Origin of the sequence: Klebsiella planticola ATCC 33531 (genome assembly GCF_000735435.1) — a bacterium.
In the GTDB taxonomy this organism is placed as follows: domain Bacteria; phylum Pseudomonadota; class Gammaproteobacteria; order Enterobacterales; family Enterobacteriaceae; genus Klebsiella; species Klebsiella planticola.
Genome location: NZ_JMPP01000055.1, coordinates 194,037 through 218,175 on the forward strand (window position 1 = coordinate 194,037; position 24,139 = coordinate 218,175).

At 54.1% G+C, this 24,139-nt stretch carries 23 protein-coding genes and 1 pseudogene; 17 read left to right on the top strand and 7 right to left on the bottom strand.

The window, feature by feature from the left end:
- Positions 1-135: 135 nt before the first annotated feature.
- The 4 genes from aqpZ (at position 136) to hcr (ending at position 4,713) form a co-directional block, all read left to right on the top strand.
- Positions 136-831 carry an aquaporin Z gene (gene aqpZ / locus GRPL_RS04485; protein WP_032688642.1) on the top strand — a complete coding sequence of 232 codons (696 nt, stop codon included), beginning with the start codon at positions 136-138 and terminating at the stop codon, positions 829-831.
- Positions 832-958: 127 nt separating this feature from the next.
- Positions 959-1,858 carry a LysO family transporter gene (locus GRPL_RS04480; protein ID WP_032688644.1) on the top strand — a complete coding sequence of 300 codons (900 nt, stop codon included), beginning with the start codon at positions 959-961 and terminating at the stop codon, positions 1,856-1,858.
- A gap of 222 nt (positions 1,859-2,080) precedes the next feature.
- A complete protein-coding gene (gene hcp / locus GRPL_RS04475) occupies positions 2,081-3,733 on the top strand; it encodes a hydroxylamine reductase (protein ID WP_032700517.1) in 1,653 nt (550 codons plus the stop codon).
- 11 nt (positions 3,734-3,744) lie between these two features.
- The gene (gene hcr, locus GRPL_RS04470) at positions 3,745-4,713 is read left to right on the top strand and encodes an NADH oxidoreductase (protein WP_032700454.1); all 969 of its coding nucleotides are present in this window, start codon (positions 3,745-3,747) and stop codon (positions 4,711-4,713) included.
- A gap of 152 nt (positions 4,714-4,865) precedes the next feature.
- On the opposite strand, the gene GRPL_RS04465 is transcribed toward hcr, so the two are convergent.
- A complete protein-coding gene (locus tag GRPL_RS04465) occupies positions 4,866-5,300 on the bottom strand; it encodes a DoxX family protein (RefSeq protein ID WP_032688646.1) in 435 nt (144 codons plus the stop codon).
- Between the two features lie 152 nt (positions 5,301-5,452).
- Between GRPL_RS04465 and poxB the strand changes: the two genes are divergently transcribed.
- From poxB to GRPL_RS04445, 4 genes are all read left to right on the top strand, one after another.
- On the top strand, positions 5,453-7,171 hold the full coding sequence (gene poxB, locus GRPL_RS04460; protein WP_032688647.1) for a ubiquinone-dependent pyruvate dehydrogenase: 1,719 nt from the start codon (positions 5,453-5,455) through the stop codon (positions 7,169-7,171).
- 149 nt (positions 7,172-7,320) lie between these two features.
- Positions 7,321-8,322, top strand: a complete 1,002-nt coding sequence (gene ltaE, locus GRPL_RS04455; protein ID WP_032700455.1) for a low-specificity L-threonine aldolase — start codon at positions 7,321-7,323, stop codon at positions 8,320-8,322.
- Positions 8,323-8,332: 10 nt separating this feature from the next.
- Positions 8,333-9,766 (top strand): DUF2867 domain-containing protein, encoded by a 1,434-nt coding sequence (locus GRPL_RS04450; protein ID WP_032700456.1) that lies wholly within the window; start codon positions 8,333-8,335, stop codon positions 9,764-9,766.
- A gap of 96 nt (positions 9,767-9,862) precedes the next feature.
- Positions 9,863-10,876 (top strand): 3-beta-hydroxysteroid dehydrogenase, encoded by a 1,014-nt coding sequence (locus tag GRPL_RS04445; RefSeq protein ID WP_032695647.1) that lies wholly within the window; start codon positions 9,863-9,865, stop codon positions 10,874-10,876.
- 7 nt (positions 10,877-10,883) lie between these two features.
- On the opposite strand, the gene GRPL_RS04440 is transcribed toward GRPL_RS04445, so the two are convergent.
- The gene (locus GRPL_RS04440; RefSeq protein WP_032700518.1) at positions 10,884-11,711 is read right to left on the bottom strand and encodes an N-acetylmuramoyl-L-alanine amidase; all 828 of its coding nucleotides are present in this window, start codon (positions 11,709-11,711) and stop codon (positions 10,884-10,886) included.
- A 404-nt stretch (positions 11,712-12,115) separates the two neighbouring features.
- Between GRPL_RS04440 and yahO the strand changes: the two genes are divergently transcribed.
- Positions 12,116-12,388 carry a DUF1471 family periplasmic protein YahO gene (gene yahO, locus GRPL_RS04435; RefSeq protein ID WP_032688756.1) on the top strand — a complete coding sequence of 91 codons (273 nt, stop codon included), beginning with the start codon at positions 12,116-12,118 and terminating at the stop codon, positions 12,386-12,388.
- A gap of 325 nt (positions 12,389-12,713) precedes the next feature.
- A pseudogene (locus tag GRPL_RS28345) lies at positions 12,714-12,847 on the top strand (fatty acid transporter); the annotation flags it as partial.
- Here GRPL_RS28345 and GRPL_RS27900 read toward each other — a convergent pair.
- Complete coding sequence (locus GRPL_RS27900; protein ID WP_155274644.1) at positions 12,840-13,223, bottom strand: hypothetical protein; 384 nt, start codon at positions 13,221-13,223, stop codon at positions 12,840-12,842. The pseudogene GRPL_RS28345 and the gene GRPL_RS27900 sit on opposite strands and share 8 nt — an antisense overlap.
- A 581-nt stretch (positions 13,224-13,804) precedes the next feature.
- On the opposite strand from GRPL_RS27900, the gene GRPL_RS04425 reads away from it, so the two are divergent.
- The 5 genes from GRPL_RS04425 (at position 13,805) to artM (ending at position 17,417) form a co-directional block, all read left to right on the top strand.
- Entirely contained in the window at positions 13,805-14,323 is a 519-nt protein-coding gene (locus GRPL_RS04425; RefSeq protein ID WP_032700457.1) for a lipoprotein, read from the top strand.
- Positions 14,324-14,546: 223 nt separating this feature from the next.
- Positions 14,547-15,275, top strand: coding sequence for an arginine ABC transporter ATP-binding protein ArtP (gene artP, locus GRPL_RS04420; RefSeq protein ID WP_004859977.1), 729 nt, complete (start codon positions 14,547-14,549; stop codon positions 15,273-15,275).
- Positions 15,276-15,294: 19 nt separating this feature from the next.
- On the top strand, positions 15,295-16,026 hold the full coding sequence (gene artI / locus GRPL_RS04415) for an arginine ABC transporter substrate-binding protein ArtI (protein WP_032688653.1): 732 nt from the start codon (positions 15,295-15,297) through the stop codon (positions 16,024-16,026).
- Positions 16,027-16,032: 6 nt separating this feature from the next.
- Positions 16,033-16,749 (top strand): arginine ABC transporter permease ArtQ, encoded by a 717-nt coding sequence (artQ, locus tag GRPL_RS04410; RefSeq protein ID WP_032688654.1) that lies wholly within the window; start codon positions 16,033-16,035, stop codon positions 16,747-16,749.
- Entirely contained in the window at positions 16,749-17,417 is a 669-nt protein-coding gene (gene artM, locus GRPL_RS04405) for an arginine ABC transporter permease ArtM (RefSeq protein WP_032688655.1), read from the top strand. Before artQ ends, artM begins: the two co-directional genes overlap by 1 nt.
- 39 nt (positions 17,418-17,456) lie before the next feature.
- Here the strand turns inward: artM and GRPL_RS04400 are convergent, their stop codons facing one another.
- Genes GRPL_RS04400 through GRPL_RS04385 form a run of 4 tightly spaced genes read right to left on the bottom strand, consistent with a single transcriptional unit; the run spans position 17,457 to position 22,069 of the window.
- A complete protein-coding gene (locus GRPL_RS04400) occupies positions 17,457-18,953 on the bottom strand; it encodes a GntP family permease (RefSeq protein WP_080694461.1) in 1,497 nt (498 codons plus the stop codon).
- 48 nt (positions 18,954-19,001) lie between these two features.
- Positions 19,002-19,997 (bottom strand): 4-hydroxythreonine-4-phosphate dehydrogenase PdxA, encoded by a 996-nt coding sequence (pdxA, locus tag GRPL_RS04395; RefSeq protein WP_032700458.1) that lies wholly within the window; start codon positions 19,995-19,997, stop codon positions 19,002-19,004.
- Between the two features lie 18 nt (positions 19,998-20,015).
- Complete coding sequence (locus GRPL_RS04390) at positions 20,016-21,353, bottom strand: four-carbon acid sugar kinase family protein (RefSeq protein WP_152632127.1); 1,338 nt, start codon at positions 21,351-21,353, stop codon at positions 20,016-20,018.
- Positions 21,350-22,069, bottom strand: coding sequence for a DeoR/GlpR family DNA-binding transcription regulator (locus GRPL_RS04385; protein WP_032700460.1), 720 nt, complete (start codon positions 22,067-22,069; stop codon positions 21,350-21,352). Before GRPL_RS04385 ends, GRPL_RS04390 begins: the two co-directional genes overlap by 4 nt.
- Before the next feature lie 171 nt (positions 22,070-22,240).
- Here GRPL_RS04385 and GRPL_RS04380 point away from each other — a divergent pair, with 171 nt between their 5' ends.
- The gene (locus GRPL_RS04380) at positions 22,241-23,242 is read left to right on the top strand and encodes a KpsF/GutQ family sugar-phosphate isomerase (protein WP_032688660.1); all 1,002 of its coding nucleotides are present in this window, start codon (positions 22,241-22,243) and stop codon (positions 23,240-23,242) included.
- A 103-nt stretch (positions 23,243-23,345) separates the two neighbouring features.
- Entirely contained in the window at positions 23,346-24,077 is a 732-nt protein-coding gene (gene artJ / locus GRPL_RS04375; RefSeq protein ID WP_032688661.1) for an arginine ABC transporter substrate-binding protein ArtJ, read from the top strand.
- Positions 24,078-24,139 lie beyond the last annotated feature (62 nt).

The window sequence follows — 24,139 nt, forward strand, 5'->3', positions numbered from 1 at the left end:
TAGTTATTTAGCTAGCCGCAGGATGACGATCGTCCATAAAATAGCGTCGCTTTATTTTTATCGTTATCCTTTATGTCGATAAATAAAGATCGGCACACAATCCGTGCCCGTTTACATTATTCTTTTGAGGTGGTTATGTTCAGAAAATTAGCAGCGGAATGCTTTGGTACATTCTGGCTTGTGTTTGGTGGGTGCGGTAGCGCCGTGCTCGCCGCAGCCTTCCCGGAGCTGGGAATTGGGTTTGCCGGGGTGGCTTTAGCCTTCGGTTTAACTGTATTAACCATGGCATTTGCCGTCGGTCATATTTCCGGCGGGCACTTCAACCCGGCGGTCACTTTAGGTCTGTGGGCCGGCGGTCGTTTCCCGGCGAAGGACGTGATTGGCTATATTATTGCCCAGGTGGTTGGCGGTATTATTGCCGCTGCCGTTCTGTATGTGGTGGCCAGCGGTAAAACCGGTTTTGATGCCGCAGCCAGCGGCTTTGCTTCCAACGGCTTCGGAGAACATTCGCCTGGCGGCTACTCCATGCTGTCCGCCATTGTGATTGAAATTGTCCTGACCTGCGGCTTCCTGCTGGTCATTCATGGTGCAACGGATAAAAACGCACCGGCCGGCTTCGCGCCCATCGCGATTGGCCTGGCGCTGACCTTAATCCACCTGATCAGCATCCCGGTCACCAATACCTCGGTTAACCCGGCGCGCAGCACCGCCGTGGCGATTTTCCAGGGGGGTTGGGCGCTGCAGCAGCTGTGGTTATTCTGGGTGATGCCTGTTATCGGCGGTATCCTCGGCGGCGTGTTGTACCGTACTCTGCTGGAAAAACGCAATTAACCCTTTATCTGGTTTCACGCAAGGCCCGGCAATGCCGGGCCTTTCTTTTCAGGCACAGCTTTACTCGGTTCTCTGATTTGGGTAGTGTCAGTGGTGCTCACCTCATTCTGCAAGGACCAGATCGTTCATGTTTTCGGGATTATTAATCATTCTGCTGCCATTGGTTGCCGGCTACCTTATTCCTCTGCGTCACCCTTCAGTACTAAAACTTATTACGCGACTGTTGAGCTGGATTGTCTACGTGATCCTCTTTTTCATGGGGATTAGTCTCGCCTTCCTCGACAATCTCTCCAGCAACCTGCTGTCTATTCTTCATTATGCGGTGGTCAGCGTGGTGGTTATTCTGCTGTGTAATATTGCCGCATTAATGTGGCTCGAGCAGAAAATGCCGTGGCGTCACCAGCACCGGCAGGAGAAATTACCTTCGCGCGTCGCAATGGCCATGGAATCTCTGCAGCTGTGCGGCGTGGTGCTTATTGGTTTCCTGATTGGTCTGAGCGGTTTGTCATTTTTACAGCATGCCACCGAGGCGAGCGAATATACGCTGATCTTCCTGCTGTTCCTGATTGGTATTCAGCTGCGAAATAATGGAATGACTTTACGGCAAATAGTACTTAATCGTCGCGGCATGATTGTGGCAGTGGTCGTCACGGCGAGTTCATTAGCCGGCGGGGTGATTAACGCCTTTATTCTCGACCTGCCGCTGAAGACCGGTCTGGCCATGGCCTCCGGGTTCGGCTGGTATTCGCTCTCCGGGATCCTGATGACTGAATCCTTTGGACCGGTCATCGGCAGCGCCGCATTCTTCAACGACCTTTCCCGCGAGCTGCTGGCCATCATGCTGATCCCGGGCCTGGTTCGCCGCAGTCGCTCCACGGCATTAGGGCTATGCGGCGCCACCTCAATGGACTTTACCCTGCCGGTTTTACAGCGTTCCGGCGGCGTCGAGATTGTCCCTGCCGCCATCGTCCACGGTTTTGTTCTGAGCCTGCTGGTGCCAGTGCTGATCGCCCTCTTCTCGGCCTGAAGCATTCAGCGCCCTCACTCTGCCCCCGGCGATGGTATTCGCCGCGCCCGGGGGCACATCGCCCTGGTCTTGATCTGTACCTCCGTGGCGGTAGCCCACCGCGGCCAAATTTGCGCTAAATCAATCTCCCTTTAAATTGTATCAGAAATACCTTTTCTCCCTTCTTTTACCGGCATAACCTTAAACATGTATCTCAAATATAACTTTAAAAAAGGTGTGACCATGTTTTGTGTGCAATGTGAACAAACCATCCGTACCCCGGCAGGGAACGGCTGCTCTTACGCGCAGGGTATGTGCGGTAAAACGGCAGAAACGTCCGATCTCCAGGATCTGCTGATTGCTTCCCTACAAGGTCTGTCCGCATGGGCGGTAAAGGCCCGTGAATATGGCATCATCAATCATGATGTTGATAATTTTGCCCCGCGCGCATTTTTCTCCACGCTGACCAACGTTAACTTCGATTCCCCGCGTATTGTTGGCTACGCGCGTGAGGCGATTGCCATGCGCGACGCGCTGAAAGCACAATGCCTGAGCGTTGATGCGACCGCCAGCGTCGATAACCCGATGGCCGATCTGCAGCTGGCGAGCGACGATCTCGGCGACCTGCAGCGCCAGGCGGCGGAATTTACCCCCAACAAAGACAAAGCGGCTATTGGCGAGAACATTCTCGGCCTGCGTCTGCTGTGCCTGTACGGCCTGAAAGGCGCAGCGGCCTATATGGAGCACGCGCACGTTCTCGGTCAGTACGACAATGACATTTATGCGCAGTACCACAAAATCATGGCCTGGTTAGGCACCTGGCCCGCCGATCTGAACGCTCTGCTGGAGTGCTCAATGGAAATCGGCCAGATGAACTTCAAAGTAATGAGCATTCTGGATGCCGGTGAAACCACTCAATATGGCCATCCGACCCCGACTCAGGTCAACGTCAAAGCGACCGAAGGCAAGTGCATCCTGATCTCTGGCCACGACCTGAAAGATCTCTACAATCTGCTGCAACAAACCGAAGGCACCGGCGTCAATGTCTATACCCACGGTGAAATGCTGCCGGCGCACGGCTATCCGGAGCTGCGTAAATTCAAACATCTGATCGGTAACTACGGTAGCGGCTGGCAAAATCAGCAGGTAGAATTTGCCCGCTTCCCTGGCCCTATCGTGATGACCTCGAACTGCATTATCGACCCGACCGTTGGCGCCTATGATGACCGTATCTGGACCCGCAGCATTGTCGGCTGGCCGGGCGTCAATCACCTCGAGGGGGATGATTTTGCTCCGGTTATCGCTCAGGCACAGCAGATGGCGGGCTTCCCGTACAGCGAAATTCCACACCTGATCACCGTCGGCTTCGGTCGCCAGACGCTGCTCGGCGCCGCGGATACCCTTATCGACCTGGTGAGCCGTGAAAAACTGCGCCATATCTTCCTGGTCGGCGGCTGCGACGGCGCGCGCGGTGAACGTAACTACTTCACCGATTTCGCCACCAGCGTCCCGGATGACTGCCTGATCCTGACCCTGGCCTGCGGTAAATACCGCTTTAACAAACTGGACTTCGGCGATATCGAAGGTCTGCCGCGTCTGGTCGATGCCGGTCAGTGCAACGACGCCTACTCGGCGATTATTCTGGCGGTCACCCTCGCGGAGAAACTGGGCTGCGGCGTCAACGATCTCCCGCTCTCGCTGGTGCTCTCCTGGTTTGAGCAAAAAGCGATTGTTATTCTGCTGACCCTGCTTGCGCTGGGGGTGAAGAACATCGTGACCGGTCCAACCGCGCCGGGCTTCTTCACGCCGGACCTGCTGGCGATTCTCAATGAGAAGTTTGGCCTGCGTTCAGTGACCACCGTAGAAGAAGACATGCAGCAGCTGCTAAGCGCGTAAGGAGCGAGAGAATGACCATGCCAACCCATCAGTGCCCGTGGCGGATGCAGGTTCATCACATCCATCAGGAGACGCCGGATGTCTGGACGATTTCGTTGCTCTGCCACGACTATTATCCGTACCGTGCCGGGCAGTACGCGCTGGTGAGCGTGCGCAATTCGGCAGAGACGCTGCGCGCTTACACCCTTTCGTCGACGCCGGGGGTCAGCGAATACATTACGCTGACCGTTCGCCGGATTGACGAGGGAGCCGGCTCACAGTGGCTGACCCGTCAGCTCAAACGCGGTGATTATCTCTGGCTGTCCGACGCGATGGGTGAGTTCACCTGTGAAGATAAAGCGGAAGACAAGTTCCTGATGCTGGCCGCCGGCTGCGGCGTGACCCCGATTATGTCGATGCGCCGCTGGTTGGCAAAATATCGTCCACAGGCCGATGTGCAGGTGATTTACAATGTTCGCTCGCCTCAGGATGTGATTTTCGCCGATGAGTGGCGACAGCACCCGGTGACGCTGGTGGCGGAAAATAACGCTACCCACGGTTTTGTCGCCGGGCGTCTGACCACGGAGTTACTGAAAAGCGTGCCGGACCTCGCAACCCGTACGGTAATGACCTGCGGACCTGCGCCCTATATGGATTGGGTCGAGCAGGAAGTGACCGCCCTTGGCGTAACGCGCTTCTTTAAAGAAAAGTTCTTTACGCCGGTTGCACAAGCGGCCACCGCCGGACTGAAGTTCACCAAACTGCAGCCGGCGAAGGCGTTTTATGCACCGGTCGGCACCACGCTGCTGGAGGCGCTGGAAAGCAACCAGGTGCCGGTGACCGTCGCCTGCCGCGCGGGGGTGTGCGGCTGCTGCAAAACCAAAGTGGTTTCCGGTGAATATACCGTCAGCAGTACCATGACGTTAACCGATGCGGAAATCGCTGAGGGTTACGTGCTGGCCTGCTCCTGCCATCCGCAGGGGGATTTGGTTCTCGCCTGATCGTAGACTTGTCCGACCTACGAGAGCCGTTGTCGTTTTGTCGGTCGGGTCAACACCGCGCCACCCGACACAAATGCCCGGTGGCGCTAACGCTTACCGGGCCTACGAGAGTCGCTGTAGGCCGGATAAGCGCAGCGCCATCCGGCAATTCCTCATCGCCAGACCGAATTTCCCACCACCGAGAAACGCCCCGCCCCAAGACAGGCAATCGCCAGCGCGCCAATAAAGAAATAGACCAGACTCTCAATTGCCCAGGCCCCGGTTTTATCCAGCGATCCGGTTTCGCCGATTCCCACCATCAGCCAGGCCACGATCATCGTAAACGCCAGTACCAGCGCCGCCGGGCGGGTAAGGATCCCCAGAATCAGCAGACAAGGCGCAACCACCTCCCCCACCAGTACGCCATAGGCGATAAAACCGGGCAATCCTTTGGCCACCAGCATACCGCTAATGCCGTCCACGCCAGCAACAAGCTTATGCAATCCGTGAAACAGCATCAGCCCACCCACTGCAAGTCGTAACAAGAGTTTGCCGACATCATCATGTGAAAACATTTTATTAACAGCATTTAACAGCGATTTAACCATTTGAAATGATTCCTGTTTACCGTCTGGTGTGTCGACACAATATGCGGGATTGGCGAACAATAAAACCAGCGGAAAATGAGGGGGACCGGCGGGCGGAACGGTCAGTTTCATCTAAGCTTGTAAGCGTTATCACAAAAAGGAGATGGAGAACCATGAAGCAAACTGTGGCGGCATACATAGCAAAAACACTTGAACAGGCCGGCGTAAAACGCATATGGGGCGTCACCGGCGACTCCCTCAATGGACTGAGCGATAGCCTGAACCGGATGGGCACCATTGCCTGGATGCCCACCCGACATGAAGAAGTCGCCGCCTTTGCGGCAGGCGCCGAAGCGCAGTTAACCGGTGAACTGGCGGTTTGCGCAGGTTCGTGCGGCCCGGGTAACCTCCATCTGATTAACGGCCTTTTTGACTGCCATCGCAACCACGTTCCCGTGGTGGCCATCGCCGCCCATATTCCCTCCAGTGAAATCGGCAGCGGCTATTTTCAGGAAACCCATCCGCAGGAGCTGTTCCGCGAATGCAGCCACTATTGCGAGCTGGTCTCCACGCCAGAGCAAATCCCGCAGGTGCTGGCAATAGCGATGCGCAAAGCGGTGATTAACCGTGGCGTATCGGTGGTCGTGCTGCCCGGCGACGTGGCGCTGAAAGCCGCGCCGGAGAACGCCAGCACTCATTGGTACGCTGCGCCGCTGCCGACGGTCACGCCGCCGGAAGAGGAGATCAAAAAGCTGGCGCAGGTACTGCGCTATTCCAGCAATATCGCCCTGCTGTGCGGCAGCGGCTGCGCCGGCGCGCACGCCGAGCTGGTCCAATTTGCCGCGAAATTAAAAGCCCCTGTCGTTCATGCCCTGCGTGGCAAAGAGCACGTTGAGTATGACAACCCCTATGATGTCGGGATGACCGGACTGATTGGCTTCTCCTCAGGTTTCCATACCATGATGAATGCCGATACCCTGGTGCTGCTTGGAACCCAGTTCCCCTACCGGGCCTTCTACCCCACCGACGCCAAAATCATCCAGATTGATATCAACCCCGGCAGCATCGGCGCCCACAGCAAAGTCGATATGGCGCTGGTCGGCGATATTAAATCCACGCTCGGCGCGCTGCTGCCGCATCTGGAAGAGAAAACCGACCGCGCGTTTCTGGATAAAGCCCTTGAGCACTACCGCGAAGCGCGTAAAGGACTCGATGACCTGGCGAAACCAAGCGACAAAGCGATTCACCCGCAGTATCTGGCGCAGCAGATCGGCCATTTTGCCGCCGACGACGCAATTTTCACCTGCGACGTCGGGACGCCAACCGTCTGGGCCGCCCGCTATCTGAAAATGAACGGCCGACGCCGCCTGATCGGGTCGTTTAACCACGGTTCGATGGCTAACGCCATGCCGCAGGCGATTGGCGCCAAGGCGACAGCGCCGGATCGCCAGGTGGTGGCGATGTGCGGCGACGGCGGTTTCAGCATGTTAATGGGCGACTTCCTCTCGCTGGCGCAAATGAAGCTGCCGGTAAAAATTATCATTTTTAACAATAGCGTCCTCGGCTTCGTGGCAATGGAAATGAAAGCCGGAGGCTATCTGACCGACGGCACCGAATTGCACGACACGAATTTCGCCCGCATTGCTGAAGCCTGCGGGATCACAGGGATCCGCGTCGAAAAAGCCAGCGAGGTCGATAGCGCGTTACAGACCGCGTTTAGTACCGATGGTCCGGTACTGGTGGATGTTGTCGTCGCCAAAGAGGAGCTGGCCATTCCGCCACAGATCAAACTGGAGCAGGCCAAAGGGTTTAGTCTGTACATGCTGCGCGCCATTATCAGCGGACGCGGCGATGAGGTAATCGAACTGGCGAAAACCAACTGGCTCAGGTAAAACATTCTTTTAGTTAATACCTGAAATCATGCCCGATGCCGTGATGCGGCGCGCCCGAGAATCCCCGACGACAGCACCACGCCTGTCGCCGGGGTCAGAAAAGGCGCGCCACAGCCGCCTGCGGGATGAGCCACCCAGAAGGAAATGCCGTGATAGATTTACGCAGTGATACCGTAACCCGCCCATCACCCGCCATGCTGGAGGCGATGATGGCCGCCCCGGTCGGAGACGACGTGTATGGTGACGATCCAACGGTAAATGAACTTCAGCGCTACGCCGCCCAGCTGGCCGGTAAAGAAGCCGCGCTGTTCCTGCCCACCGGTACCCAGGCTAATCTGGTCGGCCTGCTGAGCCACTGCCAGCGCGGCGAAGAGTATATCGTCGGCCAGGGCGCGCATAACTATCTGTATGAAGCGGGCGGTGCGGCGGTACTGGGTAGCATTCAGCCGCAGCCGATAGACGCCGCCGCAGACGGCACTCTGCCGCTGGATAAAGTCGCCGCGAAGATTAAACCTGACGATATCCACTTTGCCCCAACTCGCCTGCTGAGCCTCGAAAATACCCATAACGGTAAGGTTCTGCCACGCGACTATCTCAAAGAAGCCTGGCAATTTACCCGCGAGCGCAATCTGGCGCTGCACGTTGACGGCGCGCGTATCTTCAATGCGGTCGTGGAATACGATTGTGAGCTGCGGGATATCGCCCAATATTGCGACTCTTTTACTATCTGTCTTTCTAAAGGATTGGGCACGCCGGTCGGCTCGCTGCTGATCGGTAGCCACGAGTACATTCGCCGCGCCACCCGCTGGCGGAAAATGGTCGGCGGCGGCATGCGCCAGGCCGGTATTCTGGCGGCGGCAGGCCTCTATGCCCTGCAAAACAACGTCCAACGGTTAAAAGAGGACCACGACAATGCGGCGTGGATGGCCGGGCAGCTCAGCGCAATGGGCGCCGACGTGACCCGGCATGATACCAACATGGTGTTTGTCCGCGTGGGAGAAGAACACGCCGAAGCGCTGGGCGCATTTATGCAGCAGCGCGGCGTGCTGATCAATGCCTCGCCGATCGTGCGCCTGGTCACCCATCTGGATGTCAGCCGCCAGCAGCTTGCGGACGTCGTCGGCCACTGGCAGGCATTTTTGCAGCGCTAAGGAGCCCGGCGTGTCGCAACGAATTCTGGTGCTCGGCGCCAGCGGCTATATCGGCCAGCATCTGGTGCAGGCATTAAGCGAGCAGGGTTACCCGGTGCTGGCGGCGGCACGCCATGTCGACAGGCTGCAGAAACTCAATCTTCCGGGCGTAAGCTGCCATCCGCTCGATCTTAACCAGCCGCAGGGGCTTTCCGCCCTGCTGGCGCAGGTGGATACCATTTATTATCTGGTGCACGGGATGGGCGAAGGCGGCGATTTTATTGCGCACGAACGTCGGGTCGCGGTCAACGTTCGCGATGCCCTGCGCGTCACGCCGGTCCGGCAGCTGATTTTTCTCAGCTCCCTGCAGGCGCCGGAAGCCGAACAATCGGATCATCTGCGCGCCAGGCAAATCACCGCCGACATTCTGCGGGAATCCGCCGTACCGGTCACCGAACTGCGGGCGGGAATTATCATCGGCGCCGGCTCCGCCGCTTTCGAAGTGATGCGCGATATGGTCTACAACCTGCCGATCCTGACGCCACCGCGCTGGGTTCGCTCGCGAACGACGCCTGTCGCTCTGGAAAACCTGCTCTATTATCTGGTGCAGCTGCTTCACCATCCGGCCAGCGCTCATCGCGTACTGGAGGCCGCCGGACCAGAAATATTAAGCTACCAACAGCAGTTCACTCGCTTTATGGCAGTGAGCGGCAAACATCGCCTGTTAATCCCGATCCCCTTCCCCACCCGCTGGATTTCGGTGTGGTTTCTCAACGTGATTACGTCGGTCCCTCCGACTATCGCCCGGGCATTGATTCAGGGGTTAAAGCACGATCTGATCGCCGACGATCGCACCCTGCGCGCGCTGATCCCCCAGACGCTGCTCTCCTTTGATGAAGCGGTGCGCCGCACGCTAAAAGAGGAAGAGCAGCTCGCCAACTCCAGCGACTGGGGCTATGACGCCCAGGCGTTTGCCCGCTGGCGGCCGGAGTATGGCTACTATCCTAAACAGGCCGGTTGTACGGTGAGCACCCACGCCAGCGCGGCGGCGCTGTGGCAGGTGGTCAATCAAATCGGCGGCAAAGAGGGTTACTTCTTTGGCAATATTCTGTGGCGGATCCGCGGGGCGATGGACCTGTTGGTCGGCCACCGGCTGGCGAAAGGTCGTCCCGATCGTGCCAACCTACGGACCGGTGATACGGTGGACAGCTGGAAGGTCATTATCGTCGAACCGCAAAAGCAGCTAACCTTATTATTCGGCATGAAAGCGCCGGGTCTTGGACGCCTGAGTTTTACGCTGAGCGACAAAGGCGATCGCCGCGAACTGGATGTCCGCGCCTGGTGGCATCCTCACGGCATGCCCGGGCTGTTCTATTGGCTGCTGATGATCCCGGCGCATCTGTTTATCTTTCGCGGTATGGCGCGACGCATTGCCCGGCTGGCCGAACAAATCACAGGCAAATAGGCAGTATGTGTGGCATTCTTTCATCATTCTCATTGCATCATGAGGAGAATCACGGAAAAATGCGCACGAAATTCTTTTCTGGGACAGTAGGTTGATATGAAGGTACTGGTTACCGGTGCGACCAGCGGATTAGGCCGCAACGCGGTGGAATATCTGCGTCATCAAGGCATCAGCGTCAGAGCCACCGGGCGTAATGAAGCGATGGGCAAGCTTCTGAGCAAAATGGGCGCCGAGTTTGTGCCTGCTGATTTAACCGAACTGGTTTCTTCGCAGGCCAAAGTGATGCTCGCCGGTATCGATACCCTGTGGCACTGTTCAAGCTTTACCTCTCCCTGGGGTACACAGCAGGCTTTTGATCTCGCTAACGTGCGGGCTACCCGCCGTCTCGGAGAGTGGGCCGTTGCCTGGGGCGTGCGTAATTTCGTTCATATCTCCTCCCCGTCGCTCTACTTTGATTATCACCATCATCGCGATGTGCAGGAAGATTTCCGTCCGCAGCGTTTCGCCAATGAATTTGCCCGCAGCAAGGCGGCCAGCGAAGAGGTCATTCATCTGCTGGCCCAGGCGAACCCCAACACCCGCTTTACCATTCTGCGTCCGCAAAGCCTGTTCGGCCCCCATGATAAAGTGTTTATTCCTCGCCTGGCGCAAATGATGCAGCACTACGGTAGCGTCCTGCTTCCGCGCGGCGGCAGCGCGCTGGTTGATATGACCTATTATGAAAATGCGGTACATGCGATGTGGCTCGCCAGCCAGCCACAGTGCGATCATTTGCCCTCTGGCCGCGCCTGGAATATCACCAACGGCGAACCGCGCACGCTGCACAGCATCGTGCAGAAGCTGATTGATGAACTGGGCATTAAATGCCGGATCCGCTCAGTGCCCTACCCGATGCTGGATATTATCGCCCGCAGTATGGAGCATTTTGGCAACAAGTCCGCCAGGGAACCCGCCTTTACCCACTACGGCGTCTCCAAGCTGAACTTTGATTTTACCCTCGATATCTCCCGCGCTCAGCAAGAGCTGGGCTATCAACCCGTGGTCACGCTGGATGACGGCATTATTCGCACCGCCGCCTGGCTGAAGGACCACGGGAAATTACACCGCTAGCCTCAGGTTATCCCTGGCCATACTTTTCCAGCAGCGCATCGGAGATGGCCTGGGTTTCAGCATCGGCGACGCCATCCCAGCGCGCCGGGCGGAAGTGCATCTGAAAGGCCATAATGACTCGTTTCTGTTGCGCCGGGGTCATCTCTGGCGTGACCTGATAGCCATAGCGGGAGAGCGTATCCAGCAGTTCAGCGCTATCAACCGGTTGATACGATGGCCGACCGTTGAGATAAAACGCCACCCGACTGGCATCCGGCCATGCGCCAATACCTTGCCCGGCCAGCTGCCGCCATGGGAATAACGGCCCGGGATCGTCCTTACGCTGCGGGGCAATATCGGCGTGGGCAACCACGTTTTGCGGCGCAATGTGGTAGCGGGAAATAATATCTTTTGCCAACGGAATCAGTGCGTTAATCTGCGCCGGGTTGAACGGTGTAAAGCTTTTCACCCCCGCGCTCTTCTGCCAGCCGCGGTTCTCCAGTTCAATGCCAATAGACGTATCGTTAATGCGTGTACTGCCGCGCCAGAAGCTAATCCCGGCATGCCAGGCCAAATCTTGTTCCGGCACCAGTTGCCAGATCCGCGGTTTGCCCTGATACAGCGGCGGCTGCTCGGGGATCAGATAGTGGGAGCTGACCTGATTGTCCGTCAGGGTCGCCAGGGAAACGTCAAAGTCATCGGCGGTATAGTGAATGACTAAGACTTTCACTCTCGGGTAGGCTGCCTGCGCCGGATGGCGGGTATCGAGCTGGTAACCGTCGCGGTCAATAATCCCTTTTTCTGCGCTACAACCGGCCAGCAGCAGTAAGAGCGCGATAAGTCCAGAACGTTTCATCGGGAGGTCATCCCCCAACATACGGTGAGTCGGGCCATCAGTCAGATCCTTATATAAACCACCTTCCGCCAATGTCGATAGCGGCTTGACTCATGATAAACCATGAACTCAACGCTGTCTGCCGGTGCCATTTTGCAAATTTCACAGCCGTAATACATAAGGTAAATTTATACTAACCACTGTTTAAAATGAGATTAAGTAGAGTCTTAACTACTCTTTTGAAAAAAGACGCCACAAATCATAAACCCGGAGTCATCTTTTCCTTATCAGTACACGAGTTAGCGATCATAGTTTTGTAGTATTTAGCTTGAAAAAAAAATTCACTTGATTCAATCTGGAGCCGCTCATTGGTTAGTTAAAACAAGGGCATGATGATAGCAAGTTAAACAATGGAGATTAAAAATATGAAATATGCAGCTTTAGTGGCAGGTGCAGCATTGTTTTTAACCGCAAACGCATTCTCAGCGGAAATTTTGTCCAAAGAAGATTTCGCCAAAGTGCAGACCCAGTATCAAAAAGTGGGTACCATTTCCTCTACAGGCCAGACCGCTCCTGGCGATGCGCGTGCAGAGTTGCTGAAAAAAGCTGAAGAAAAAGGTGCTGATGTTGTCGTTCTGTCTTCCGGCAACACCGACAAGAAACTTCATGTTTCTGCCAATATTTATAAGAAAAAATAATTAACTTTTCTTTCTGAAGGGGGATTATCGCCAAATGGCGATAATCCCCCTTGTGTATTCCTGACAAGGTTTATTTTTAGATAGCATTTAATATTTACAGCCCCTGCATATCATTATCAGATAGCGCCCCGCGCAAGACCAGCATACTCAAATTCAGATCGACACATTTTAAATTCCGCCGAAATGATTGTGGTACCACGCCACGAAATGATGTTTAACGACCGAAGTTCATTCTGGCGCCGGCGGAGTGACTATGCTTTGCGGAGATAAAAACGAGACTAAAATTTACAACCCTGCAGCTGGCAGGCGGCCAAGGAAAAAGGTCATATCGATCCTCTCTGGGCTGGTCTGTAGCAGTGGTGCGCACACGAGTGCACTCGGTTTTATGAAATCGGTACGGAAGATATCGGTCTGGCGGGAGCCTGCCAGACGGCGCGGGCGCAAGATGCCTTTACTCTCGCCCCAGCGCTGCGGGGATCGCCAGCCTGCCGTAGAGAAGTGCAAGCGCTTCATCCAGCGTGATGCCTGCCACGGGATATGACGGGTGCCGCCTTACGAACTCATACACAATTAAACGCAATAAGAATACACGCTCCTGACTGGTGAGTTCACGCGCCTGGAATGGGGAAATATGAGCGCAATTTCCCTTTAAGGGCAAAGTATTGCCATCAATAATATGCAGCGAATCGTTAATGGCGTTAAAGAAATCGATTCTGATATGATCTTGCCATATTTTTATAGTGTACAGTTTGGCTTTCCATCCCGAGCCGGCGGGAAACGAGGGATTTTCCCGTTTGCATATTATCAGACACCGATACGGCCAGACGCTCAACATGGACGTCATGCCCCTTAAACCCGTCGAGCCAATAGCGCTGCCTGCCGGTATCGGAAAAATATACCGCATAATCATCATCCGGTTCACCGTCCGGTCGTTTTTTTTCACAAAGCGAGGTAATAATTTTGCCCGCACTGGAGTTTATTATTTGCTATTAAATAATAATACCATCGCAGCGACGGGCTGTGCTTAGATCCTGTCCCGGCAGGTGTAATTATTGCCGCCCGTCCGGACACCGACAGGGAGTACGTGAGGAGGGTGAGCACTGCCTGGTTCTAAAATGGCAAACACCATAGCCTGAGGAGACAGGATCCTATTCTAAATATAAATCCTATCGCAACTGATTATTGAATATTTAAGCAGATATATAGTTTTCATTTTACGTAAAACAGATTGTATTGGCGAAAATAAATAGCGTGTGATCGCTGATAAAAAATAGCGCGATCGCTGACAACGCATGGGCCAAAATACACTTGGGGAAAAATGTATTGCCTGAGCTCTAAGAGTCAAGCACATTCCGGAGCCAGTACGCTATGCTTGAACAGAAACTAATAACGTAGTGAGCTTATAAGGAAATCATCATGCGCTACAAACTCGTTGCTTTTATTATCCCGTGCGCGCTCACGCTGAGTGCCTGTACCACCGTCACACCCGCCTATAAAGATAATGGCACCCGCAGCGGGGCCTGCATCGAAGGTGGGCCGGATGAGGTGGCGCAGAAATTTTACGATTATCAGGTCCAGCATCGGAACAACGACCTGACGGCCCTGCGTCCTTATCTCAGCGACGATCTGGCCAAACTGTTAAACGATGCCCGCCAGGATCCGTCACGCAGCTCGCTGCTGCAATCGAACCTCTTCTCCAGCTCGACAACCCCGGCCGATAGCGCCAGCGTGGCCAGCGCCTCGACCATTCCAAACCGCGATGCCCGCAATATCCCTCTGCGCGTCGATTTAAAACAGGGCAGTCAAAGCTGGCAGGATGAAGTGCTGATGATTCAGGAAGGCCAGTGCTGGGCCGTCGACGACGTGCGTTATCTTGGCATTAACTCCCATGCCCCGGCCGGTTCCCTGCAACAGAGTCTTGAAAAACGCGGATAAGGGCGTGGAACCCACGCCGCTGAAACGATAACCCCGGTAAAATGTCGGTATTTCTCCAGGTTATGCCGACATTTGTGCCTCCCCACCCCACGAACCCATATTTTGTGCTAAGTTTAGAGGTAAATGTGGTTTACATTTAACTTTTAACGCATAAATATTGCATAACTATTCTGTCAAAGGTAGTATTTGCGGCCTCAATAGCTATTCGTATCAGACAGCCCAGATGAGTATTAAACTAAACGGCATTAACTGCTTCTACGGCGCGCATCAGGCGCTGTTCGACATCACGCTGGATTGCCCGCAGGGGGAAACGCTGGTGCTGCTCGGCCCCAGTGGCGCCGGGAAAAGCTCGCTGCTTCGCGTACTCAACCTGCTGGAAATGCCGCGCTCCGGGACATTACATATCGCCGGTAACCACTTCGACTTTACCAAAGCGCCTTCTGACAAAGCCATTCGTGAGCTGCGCCAGAACGTGGGTATGGTTTTCCAACAGTATAATCTGTGGCCGCACCTGACGGTGCAGCAAAACCTGATTGAAGCCCCCTGCCGCGTGCTGGGGTTAAGTAAAGACATGGCGCTCGCTCGCGCCGAAAAACTGCTGGAACGTCTTCGTCTCAAGCCCTACAGCGATCGCTATCCGCTGCATCTTTCCGGTGGCCAGCAGCAGCGCGTCGCCATTGCGCGGGCGCTGATGATGGAACCTCAGGTTCTGCTGTTTGATGAACCTACCGCCGCACTCGACCCGGAAATCACCGCTCAGATCGTCAGCATTATCCGCGAACTGGCCGGTACCGGCATTACGCAGGTTATCGTCACCCACGAAGTGGAAGTGGCGCGTAAAACGGCAAGCCGGGTGGTGTATATGGAAAATGGTCACATCATTGAACAAGGGGATGCCAGCTGCTTTACGCATCCTCAGACCGACGCGTTTAAAAACTATCTTTCACATTGATGTTTTCGGGGAAATGACGATGAAAAAAGTACTGATTGCCGCGATCCTGGCCAGCATGAGCCTGTCAGCTACTGCCGCCCAGACCATTCGTTTCGCCACTGAGGCCTCCTACCCTCCGTTTGAATCGATTGATGCCAACAATAAAATTGTCGGTTTTGATGTCGATCTGGCCAACGCGCTGTGTAAAGAAATTGATGCCACCTGCACCTTCACCAACCAGGCCTTCGACAGCCTGATCCCCAGCCTCAAATTCCGCCGCGTCGATGCGGTGATGGCCGGGATGGATATCACGCCTGAGCGTGAAAAACAGGTGCTGTTCACGACCCCTTATTACGAAAACTCGGCGCTGTTTGTCGGCCAGCAGGGTAAATACACCAGCCTCGAACAGCTGAAAGGCAAAAAAGTCGGCGTCCAGAACGGGACCACGCACCAGAAATTTATTAACGACAAACACCCTGAAATTACCACCGTGCCATACGACAGCTACCAGAATGCGAAGCTGGATCTGCAAAATGGCCGTATTGATGCCGTGTTTGGCGATAATGCCGTCGTCACCGAGTGGCTGAAAAGCAATCCGAAGCTGGCCGCGGTGGGCGATAAAGTCACCGATAAAGACTACTTCGGTACCGGTCTGGGCATTGCGCTTCGTCAGGGCAATACCGAACTGCAGCAGAAATTTAATGCTGCGCTGGAAAAAGTGAAAAAAGATGGGACTTACCAGACCATCTATAGCAAATGGTTTCAGAAGTAACGCTAAATGAATGAAATTTTTCCATTAGCAAGTGCCGCCGGGATGACCGTCGGCCTTGCCGTTTGCGCGCTCATCATCGGCCTTGTGCTGGCGATGCTGTTTGCCGTGCTGGAGTCAGTGAAATGGCGCCCGCTGGCATGGCTCGCAACCGGCGTGGTCACGGTTCTGCGTGGACTACCGGAGATTCTGGTGGTCCTGTTTATCTATTTCGGCTCCTCACAGCTGCTGCTTACGCTCTCCGACGGTTTTACGATCAATCTTGGCTTTGTGCAGATTCCGGTACAGATGCAGATTGAAAACTTCGACGTCAGTCCGTTCCTGTGCGGCGCCATCGCGTTGTCCCTGCTTTACGCCGCTTACGCCTCGCAAACTCTGCGCGGAGCGCTTAAGGCGGTACCTCAGGGACAGTGGGAGTCCGGCCAGGCGCTGGGGCTATCGAAAGGGGCGATCTTCTTCCGTCTGGTGATGCCGCAGATGTGGCGTCATGCGTTGCCGGGCCTCGGCAACCAGTGGCTGGTTCTGCTGAAAGATACCGCGCTGGTCAGTTTAATCAGCGTCAACGATCTGATGCTGCAAACCAAAAGCATCGCCACGCGCACCCAGGAGCCGTTTAACTGGTACATCATCGCGGCGGCGATCTATCTGGTCATCACCCTGCTCAGTCAGTACATCCTCAAACGTATTGACCAGCGTGCGACGCGCTTCGAACGGAGACCAGGCTGATGCTCGATTATTTACCCGAACTGCTGAAAGGGCTGCATACCAGCCTGACGCTGACGGCGGCTTCGATCGTCGTGGCGCTGATTCTGGCGCTGGTTTTCACCATCGTCCTGACGCTGAAAACGCCGGTACTGGTGTGGATTGTTCGCGCTTACATCACCTTATTTACCGGTACGCCGCTGCTGGTGCAGATCTTCCTGATTTACTATGGTCCAGGTCAGTTCCCCTCTTTGCAGAACTACCCGGTGCTGTGGCATCTGATTTCTGAACCCTGGCTGTGCGCCATGATAGCCCTGTCCCTCAACAGCGCAGCCTACACCACCCAGCTGTTTTATGGTGCGATCCGCGCCATCCCTGACGGCCAGTGGCAATCCTGCAGCGCGCTGGGCATGAGCAAGAAAGACACGCTGGCGATTCTGCTGCCGTACGCCTTTAAACGCGCCCTCTCTTCTTATTCCAACGAGGTGGTGCTGGTGTTCAAAAGTACCTCTCTGGCTTACACCATTACGCTGATGGAAGTCATGGGGCACGGCCAGCTGCTGTACGGACGTACCTACGACGTGATGGTGTTTGGCGCGGCCGGTATTGTCTATCTCATCGTCAACGGTCTGCTGACGCTGCTGATGCGGTTAGTGGAGCGTAAAGCGCTGGCGTTTGAACGACGGAACTAACCCCAAAAGGGATCCCGTTGGGATCCCTTTTTTTATTCCTTAAAAGAACAGCGCGTTAATCAGCAGTAAGGTGACCGACCCGGTCGCCCAGAGGATAGTTGAGGTGATACTCCACACCTTGATCTGTTCCTGAACTTCAGTCACGCCAAGCGAGCGGTTGACGACCCAAAAATAGGCGTCGTTAAAGTAAGAAAACATGAAGGAGCCAACCGTACAGCCCAGGCCAGCAATAACAGGATCCACGCCTAACGTCCCAATCATCGGGGCGGTAATACTTGCAGCGGTAATCATCGCCACCGTACCAGACCCCTGAATTAAGCGCACCAACGTCGAAATGGTCAGCGGCAGCAAGACGCCCGGCACGCCTGTCTGGATAATGTAATCGGCGATCATATTACCGGCACCAGAATCACGCAGCACCATCCCCAGCGCCCCTCCCCCGCCGATAACCAGAAAAATGATCCCCGCCGAACGAATCGCATTTTCCATGTTTTGGGTCACTTCTTTACGCTCGTAACGGCTGCCCAGCCCAATAATGGCGATCAGTAGCCCGGTCCCCACCGCCGTCACCGGATGACCGATTGCGATGACCATCTGCACTAACGACTGCTGCCACGCATGACTCTCGGGCTCAATATAGCCGAACTCCTTGAAGAAAGTGGCCAGCAGAATAAGCACAATCGGCACCATCAGCGGAGCAAACGAAATCACTTTGCCCGGCAGAGATTCCTCCTGCTGCACACTTTCCTTTGCGGAAACAGGGCGTTCACGGGTAAACCCACTGCCGTCTTCCGTCGGGATCAGGAAAATAGCGTTGCCAAGTCGTCGGGTATACAGGAATCCGGCTATCGCCACCGGTACCGCCACGACCATACTCCAGAGCATAAAGCGGCCAATAGGCATATTGAACTGTGATACCACGCCAAACGGACCAACGGCAGGCGGGATCATGCTATGACTGATCACCAGTCCGGCCGCAAGCGTTGCTCCTAACCCTACCACCGATTTCCCCGTTGAACGGGAGATCGCCTTAACCAACGGTACCAGAACGATAAATGCCGAATCACAGAATACGGCCATTGAGACGATTAGACCGATCATCACCAGCGCTAGCTCCTCGCGCCCCTTGCCCAGCAGGTTGATAAACGAAATCGCCATGCGCTTTGAGGCCCCGCTCATCTGCAACAGCGATCCCATCATCACGCCAAAGCCAATCACGATACCGATATTCCCTAGCGTCCCACCAAAGCCCCGGGTAACAGAAGCGATCATCATTTCGCTTTTCATCCCGCCTAACGAACCGGTAATCACCGCGGCAATGATCAAGGCGGGAAATGCCGGAATGCGCGTTTTAAGGATCATAAAGAGCAGTGCCGCTATTGCGACCAGCAGCCCACCAATCACGCGGAAACTGTCGAGCTCCTCCCCGCTGGTACTTCCAGGATTAAAAATGATTAACCCAATGCCAAGAACTAATGCCCCCTTCAATGCCGGACTCATTCCCGCCGCGGCGGCTTCCACTGGTTTATCAGACATACTCACCTCGGATTATTGAGCGGCGGGCGTCACGCCCGCCGCAGGTTATTATTTTTTGTAATAGGGCGCGTAGAGTGCAGCCAGCCTGACCGCTTCAATCAGGCTAACCGGATCGGCAATCCCCTTACCCGCAATATCATTTGCCGTACCGTGATCAACGGAGGTTCGTAGGACAGGCATGCCGCTGGTGATAGAAATGGTGCGGTGGAAGTCCACCATTTTGGTGGCGATATGCCCCTGGTCATGGTACGGCGACAGTACGGCATCCCATGCCCCCAGCAGAGCAAAATGGAACACGCTGTCGGCCGGTTTTGGCCCCTCAATCGCTATACCTTGTTCGCGCGCAAGCTCAATACCCGGCAACAGGACTTCATCATCCTCATGGCCAAACAGACCATGTTCGCCGCCGTGGGGATTAATCGCAGCCACCACCAGTTTGGGCTGCGGCACGCCAAGCTGCTGCAGCGCGCGGGTACAGCGCACCGCGTAATCGCACACTTTCTCCGGCGTCAGGCTGCGGATCGCCTCCACCAGAGAGAGATGACGCGTCAGGAAGAAAACCCGCAGCGTGCGCACCTGAAACAAAGTCAGCGGATCGCGGGTATCCGTGAGATGAGCAAATATCTCGGTGTGGCCAATAAAATCAACGCCTCCGGCCCGCAGTGACTCCTTATTAATCGGGGTCGTCGCCACCGCGTCAACGTCGCCGCGTAGCGTCATCTTTACCGCTTTCTCAATACAGTCATAGGCCGCCCTGCCGCACTGCCCCTGAATCTCACCAGATTGGAACACATCAATATTAAGATCCCCGCACTCAATGAGATTCATTAATCCCGGTCGATCGAGATACTCATTCACACCAGTAATGACGTTAATAGCTAACGACACGCCGGAAAACTTCAGCGCCTGTTCAAGAATATGTTTATTTCCGACAACGACCATTCTGGCATATTGTTGCGCGTGCTCAGAGGCCAGGGTTTTTACGGTAATCTCCGGGCCGATGCCAGCAGCATCCCCCATTGGAATAACCACCAACGGTCTCATAATTAACTCCTTTTATATTTACACAGTTTCGGTAATGGCGATATTGCCCGATACTTTAGTCACTAAATAATCAATACAGTGCACCAGGGTGTTATCATTACCGATAAATCCACCTTTGGTAATTAACGGCAGCCCATCAGCCAATCCCCCGACTAACTTTCCATAGACGGCCAGCGGTTCAACTTCGTCTTTTAATACTACGCCGCTACCTTTTAATCGTCTGGTAATACTGACCATCACATCGCCGCCGCTGCCGTAGAGTCCGCTGATCGGCGATTTTTCTTTCTTCAACACCTGAGCGACGACTTCGGCGATACCACTATTAATCATGCAACTGACCTGATGATTGTCGACTGCGAATTTTTTAGCGAGAGTATCCAGCCTGAAAATATGCTCAGGAGCCTCGACAGAATCAATGCCTATAACATCAAAGGTTCGGGTTTTATCAATTAACCGATCAACGACCTGGGCGGCACTTTCCGGGTTAAGGGAAAAATTGATTAACTCCTCTGCCGACAGCGTCTCAATATAGACTTCGCGCTCGTAGCGTAATTTCTTTATTTGCCGCTGGGTTAAATCAGAAACACTGCCAATGGCCAGAAAAACTTTATTGGTCCGTCTGCGCCCGGATGAAAATTTTAACCATGCCAGCTGCGCGGTGAACACACCGGGGTCGACGCAAAAACCGGGAATTTTTGCTTTCTGTACCGCCTGCGCTATCTGCTGAATATCATCACCGGTTGTCGCATCAATGATGACAATCCGGACATTGCCACAATACAACTCCTTCAGTTTTTTAGTCAGCGTGATTTCGCCACGCAGCACATCGCGCAGACAAATATAACTGACATTTTTATTGGTCTGCTGGCGGAACAACTCCACCACCGACGATTCCAGCATTGGGTTTTTAGGATCGTTGCGCATTGCGGTATTCTGTAGCGGAATGCCGTCCACCAGCAGCGATCCTCCCACGCAAATACGCCCGCTGGAGGGATAAACGGGGACGACGATAGCCATCAGATGGGGAAAGCTATCGATGACCGCATCAACTTCAGCGCCTAAATTACCGCGCAGCGTTGAATCAATGCGCTTACTGATCAGCGTCTGCTCCGGGTTAATCCGCGCGACGCATTCCGCTACCCGCCTGTAGGCTTCGGCAGAAGAAACTGAGCGGGAATCTGTAGAAAATGAAACCACGTCAAAGCGTTCCGCCTCTTTCGCGTCGTTATCCAGACAGGTCATGGTCGTAAACCCTTTGGTACTTAACAGCGCGGCGGTCGCATTTGCGCCGGTTAAATCGTCCGCAATTATTGCAATTTTCACAGTGCTTCCCTCTCCGTATCGGGTTGATGTCACCTCATCAGCGAATCGCTATTGACGATGACCTGACTGAATTCCGCCAAATCGGTTATTTTGTAATGGCAGAAGACATTGCGTTTACTCTTATCCACCAGCAGAACTGACTTTGCGGCGCGGCTCATTGCCATCCACTTACAGTCCGCTTTACTTTGCGTGGTGGTCATTGCGCCATAATTCTCATCAAAACCATCCGCGCCGATAAAAGCGAGGTCGGTATAATGCTCGCTCAGGTAACGCAGCGTCTCAGTACAATAGGCTGAGCGACTTTCTCTGACTAACTCACCTGGGCAAATAAGCAATTTAATGTTGGGGCGGTCATTCAGAATATAGGCAGTAGAAATATCATTAGTGATCACCGTTAGTGGAATATCTATTAGCCAGGCCAGCTGTTTCACCGTGGTGCCACCGTCCATAAAGACGATCTCTCCAGGACGCAAGAGTTTATAGGCCTGGAGCGCTATCTCCTTTTTCCATGCAATATGGTGTTGCGCTTTATCTTTATATTCTGGACTTTCATTAATGAATCCCTTAATAACTTGACCACCGAATATAACCTTGACCTGCCCGTTCTTCTGGAGTTCCTCAATATCACGGCGAATGGTCATATGTGAAACTGTAAAGTATTCAGCTAACTGGTTAATAGTAGTGGAATGATTAACGTCAAGCATCTCAATAATACGACGCACCCTTTGCGTTTTTGAATAGCGTGTCATGACATTATCTCGCTGAGTGTTAGCTTCACTCGATTTTTAAGCTAACCGTTTTTTAAATATGGAGATGTGAATAAAATCACAAATTCACAGCTCATTCACTCAATCACAGAATAAAAAGAGTACTGTGATCGGACCTACCATAATAACGATAAACGCCTAAAGGAACTCGTTATGAATAATAAAACAAGAAATACATCGGAAATAATTAATCGAGGCCGTAACGTATTGCATGAAGAGGCCAAAGCAATTATTAGCGCAACCTCTAATATTAATGATAATTTTGCACAAGCGATAAATATTATATTAAATGCGCCAGGCAAGGTGGTGCTAAGCGCCATGGGCAAACCCGGCTATATCGCGCATAAAATTTCGGCCACCCTCGCCAGCACCGGCACGCCCTCATTTTATCTGCACCCGGCCGAAGCGTTGCATGGCGATCTGGGAAGAGTCAGCCGCGAAGATGTGGTGATCCTCATCTCCAACAGCGGCGAGACGACAGAAGTCATCAATATGCTCCCCGCGCTCAAGCGAACAGGCGTGCCCATTATTGCGATATGTGGCGCCCCTGATTCCCCGCTGGCAAAATACAGTGACGTTGTTATTTCTTCACAGGTTGAGCATGAATGCTGCCCTCTGGATCTTGCCCCGACAACCAGCACCACGCTGGCGTTGGCCATCGGAGACGCCCTTGCCGTAACCCTGATGCAAGAACGAAACTTCAGCAAAGAGGAGTTTGCCCTCTATCATCCCGGCGGTTCACTCGGCAGGAGGCGGCTATTAACGGTCGGGAAAGCGATGCGCAGCGGCGAAAAAGCCTGCCTGATCGGTCGGGAGTCGACGATTCTGGATGCGCTGTTCATCATGACCCGCTATCTTTCGGGGGCAGCGCTGATTGTTAATGGCCGCAATGAACTGGAAGGCATCATTACCGATGGCGATATCCGCCGCTATATCATGTACAACAACCTCTTCTTACAGACTCCGGTGAGGGAACTGATGAACCCTTTCGCGACCTGCATTGGTCAGCATCAGTTGATTGATGAGGCGATCAGAATCATGGAGCAGCACCAGCCGGCCCCCATTACCGTGCTACCGGTGATTAACGACGACAAACAGGTTGTCGGATTACTCCATTTAACCGATCTCCTGCGCATATTTCCGCCGGAAAAATAAATAAAAATACATTTATATTGAATATAAATTCATTTTTTGGCATGGTTATTCCACGTCAGGAAACGACGAACGACCACAATATTGACAGACGGGAGCAACACGCATGAAGAAGTTACTGTTAGCCGCAATGTTCGCCGCTACCGCATTTAACGCGGCCGCGGCAGAGAAAATCAGCTTCGGCGTTTCGGCAACCTACCCCCCTTTTGAATCCATGGATGCTAACAATCAGATCGTTGGTTTCGATCTGGATCTGGCGAAAGCGCTGTGCAAACAGATGCAGGCTGACTGTACCTTTACCAACCACGCTTTCGATAGCCTGATCCCGGCGCTGAAATTTAAAAAATATGACGCGGTGATTTCCGGGATGGACATTACTCCGGAGCGCAGCAAACAGGTCGCATTTACCGATCCGTACTACGCTAACTCGGCGCTGGTTATCGCTAAAAAAGACGCCTTCCACTCCTTTGCCGATCTGAAAGGCAAACGTATTGGTATGGAAAACGGCACCACCCACCAGAAATACCTGCAGGACAAACATCCGGAAGTTAAAACCGTCGCCTATGACAGCTATCAGAATGCGATTATCGACCTGAAAAATGGCCGTATTGACGGGGTGTTTGGCGATACTGCCGTGGTGAATGAGTGGCTGAAGACCAACCCGCAGCTGGGCGTCGCCACTCCGAAAGTGACCGATCCGCAATACTTCGGCACCGGCCTCGGCATCGCGGTACGTCCGGACAACAAGGCGCTGCTGGAAAAACTCAATACCGCGCTGAAGGCGATTAAAGCGGACGGCACGTATCAGAAAATCAGCCACCAGTGGTTCCCGGAATAATCCCCGGCTGACCCGGGTCGCGGCGAAATGCCTTGCCCGGGCGGTTCCCCGGCCAGCACCGC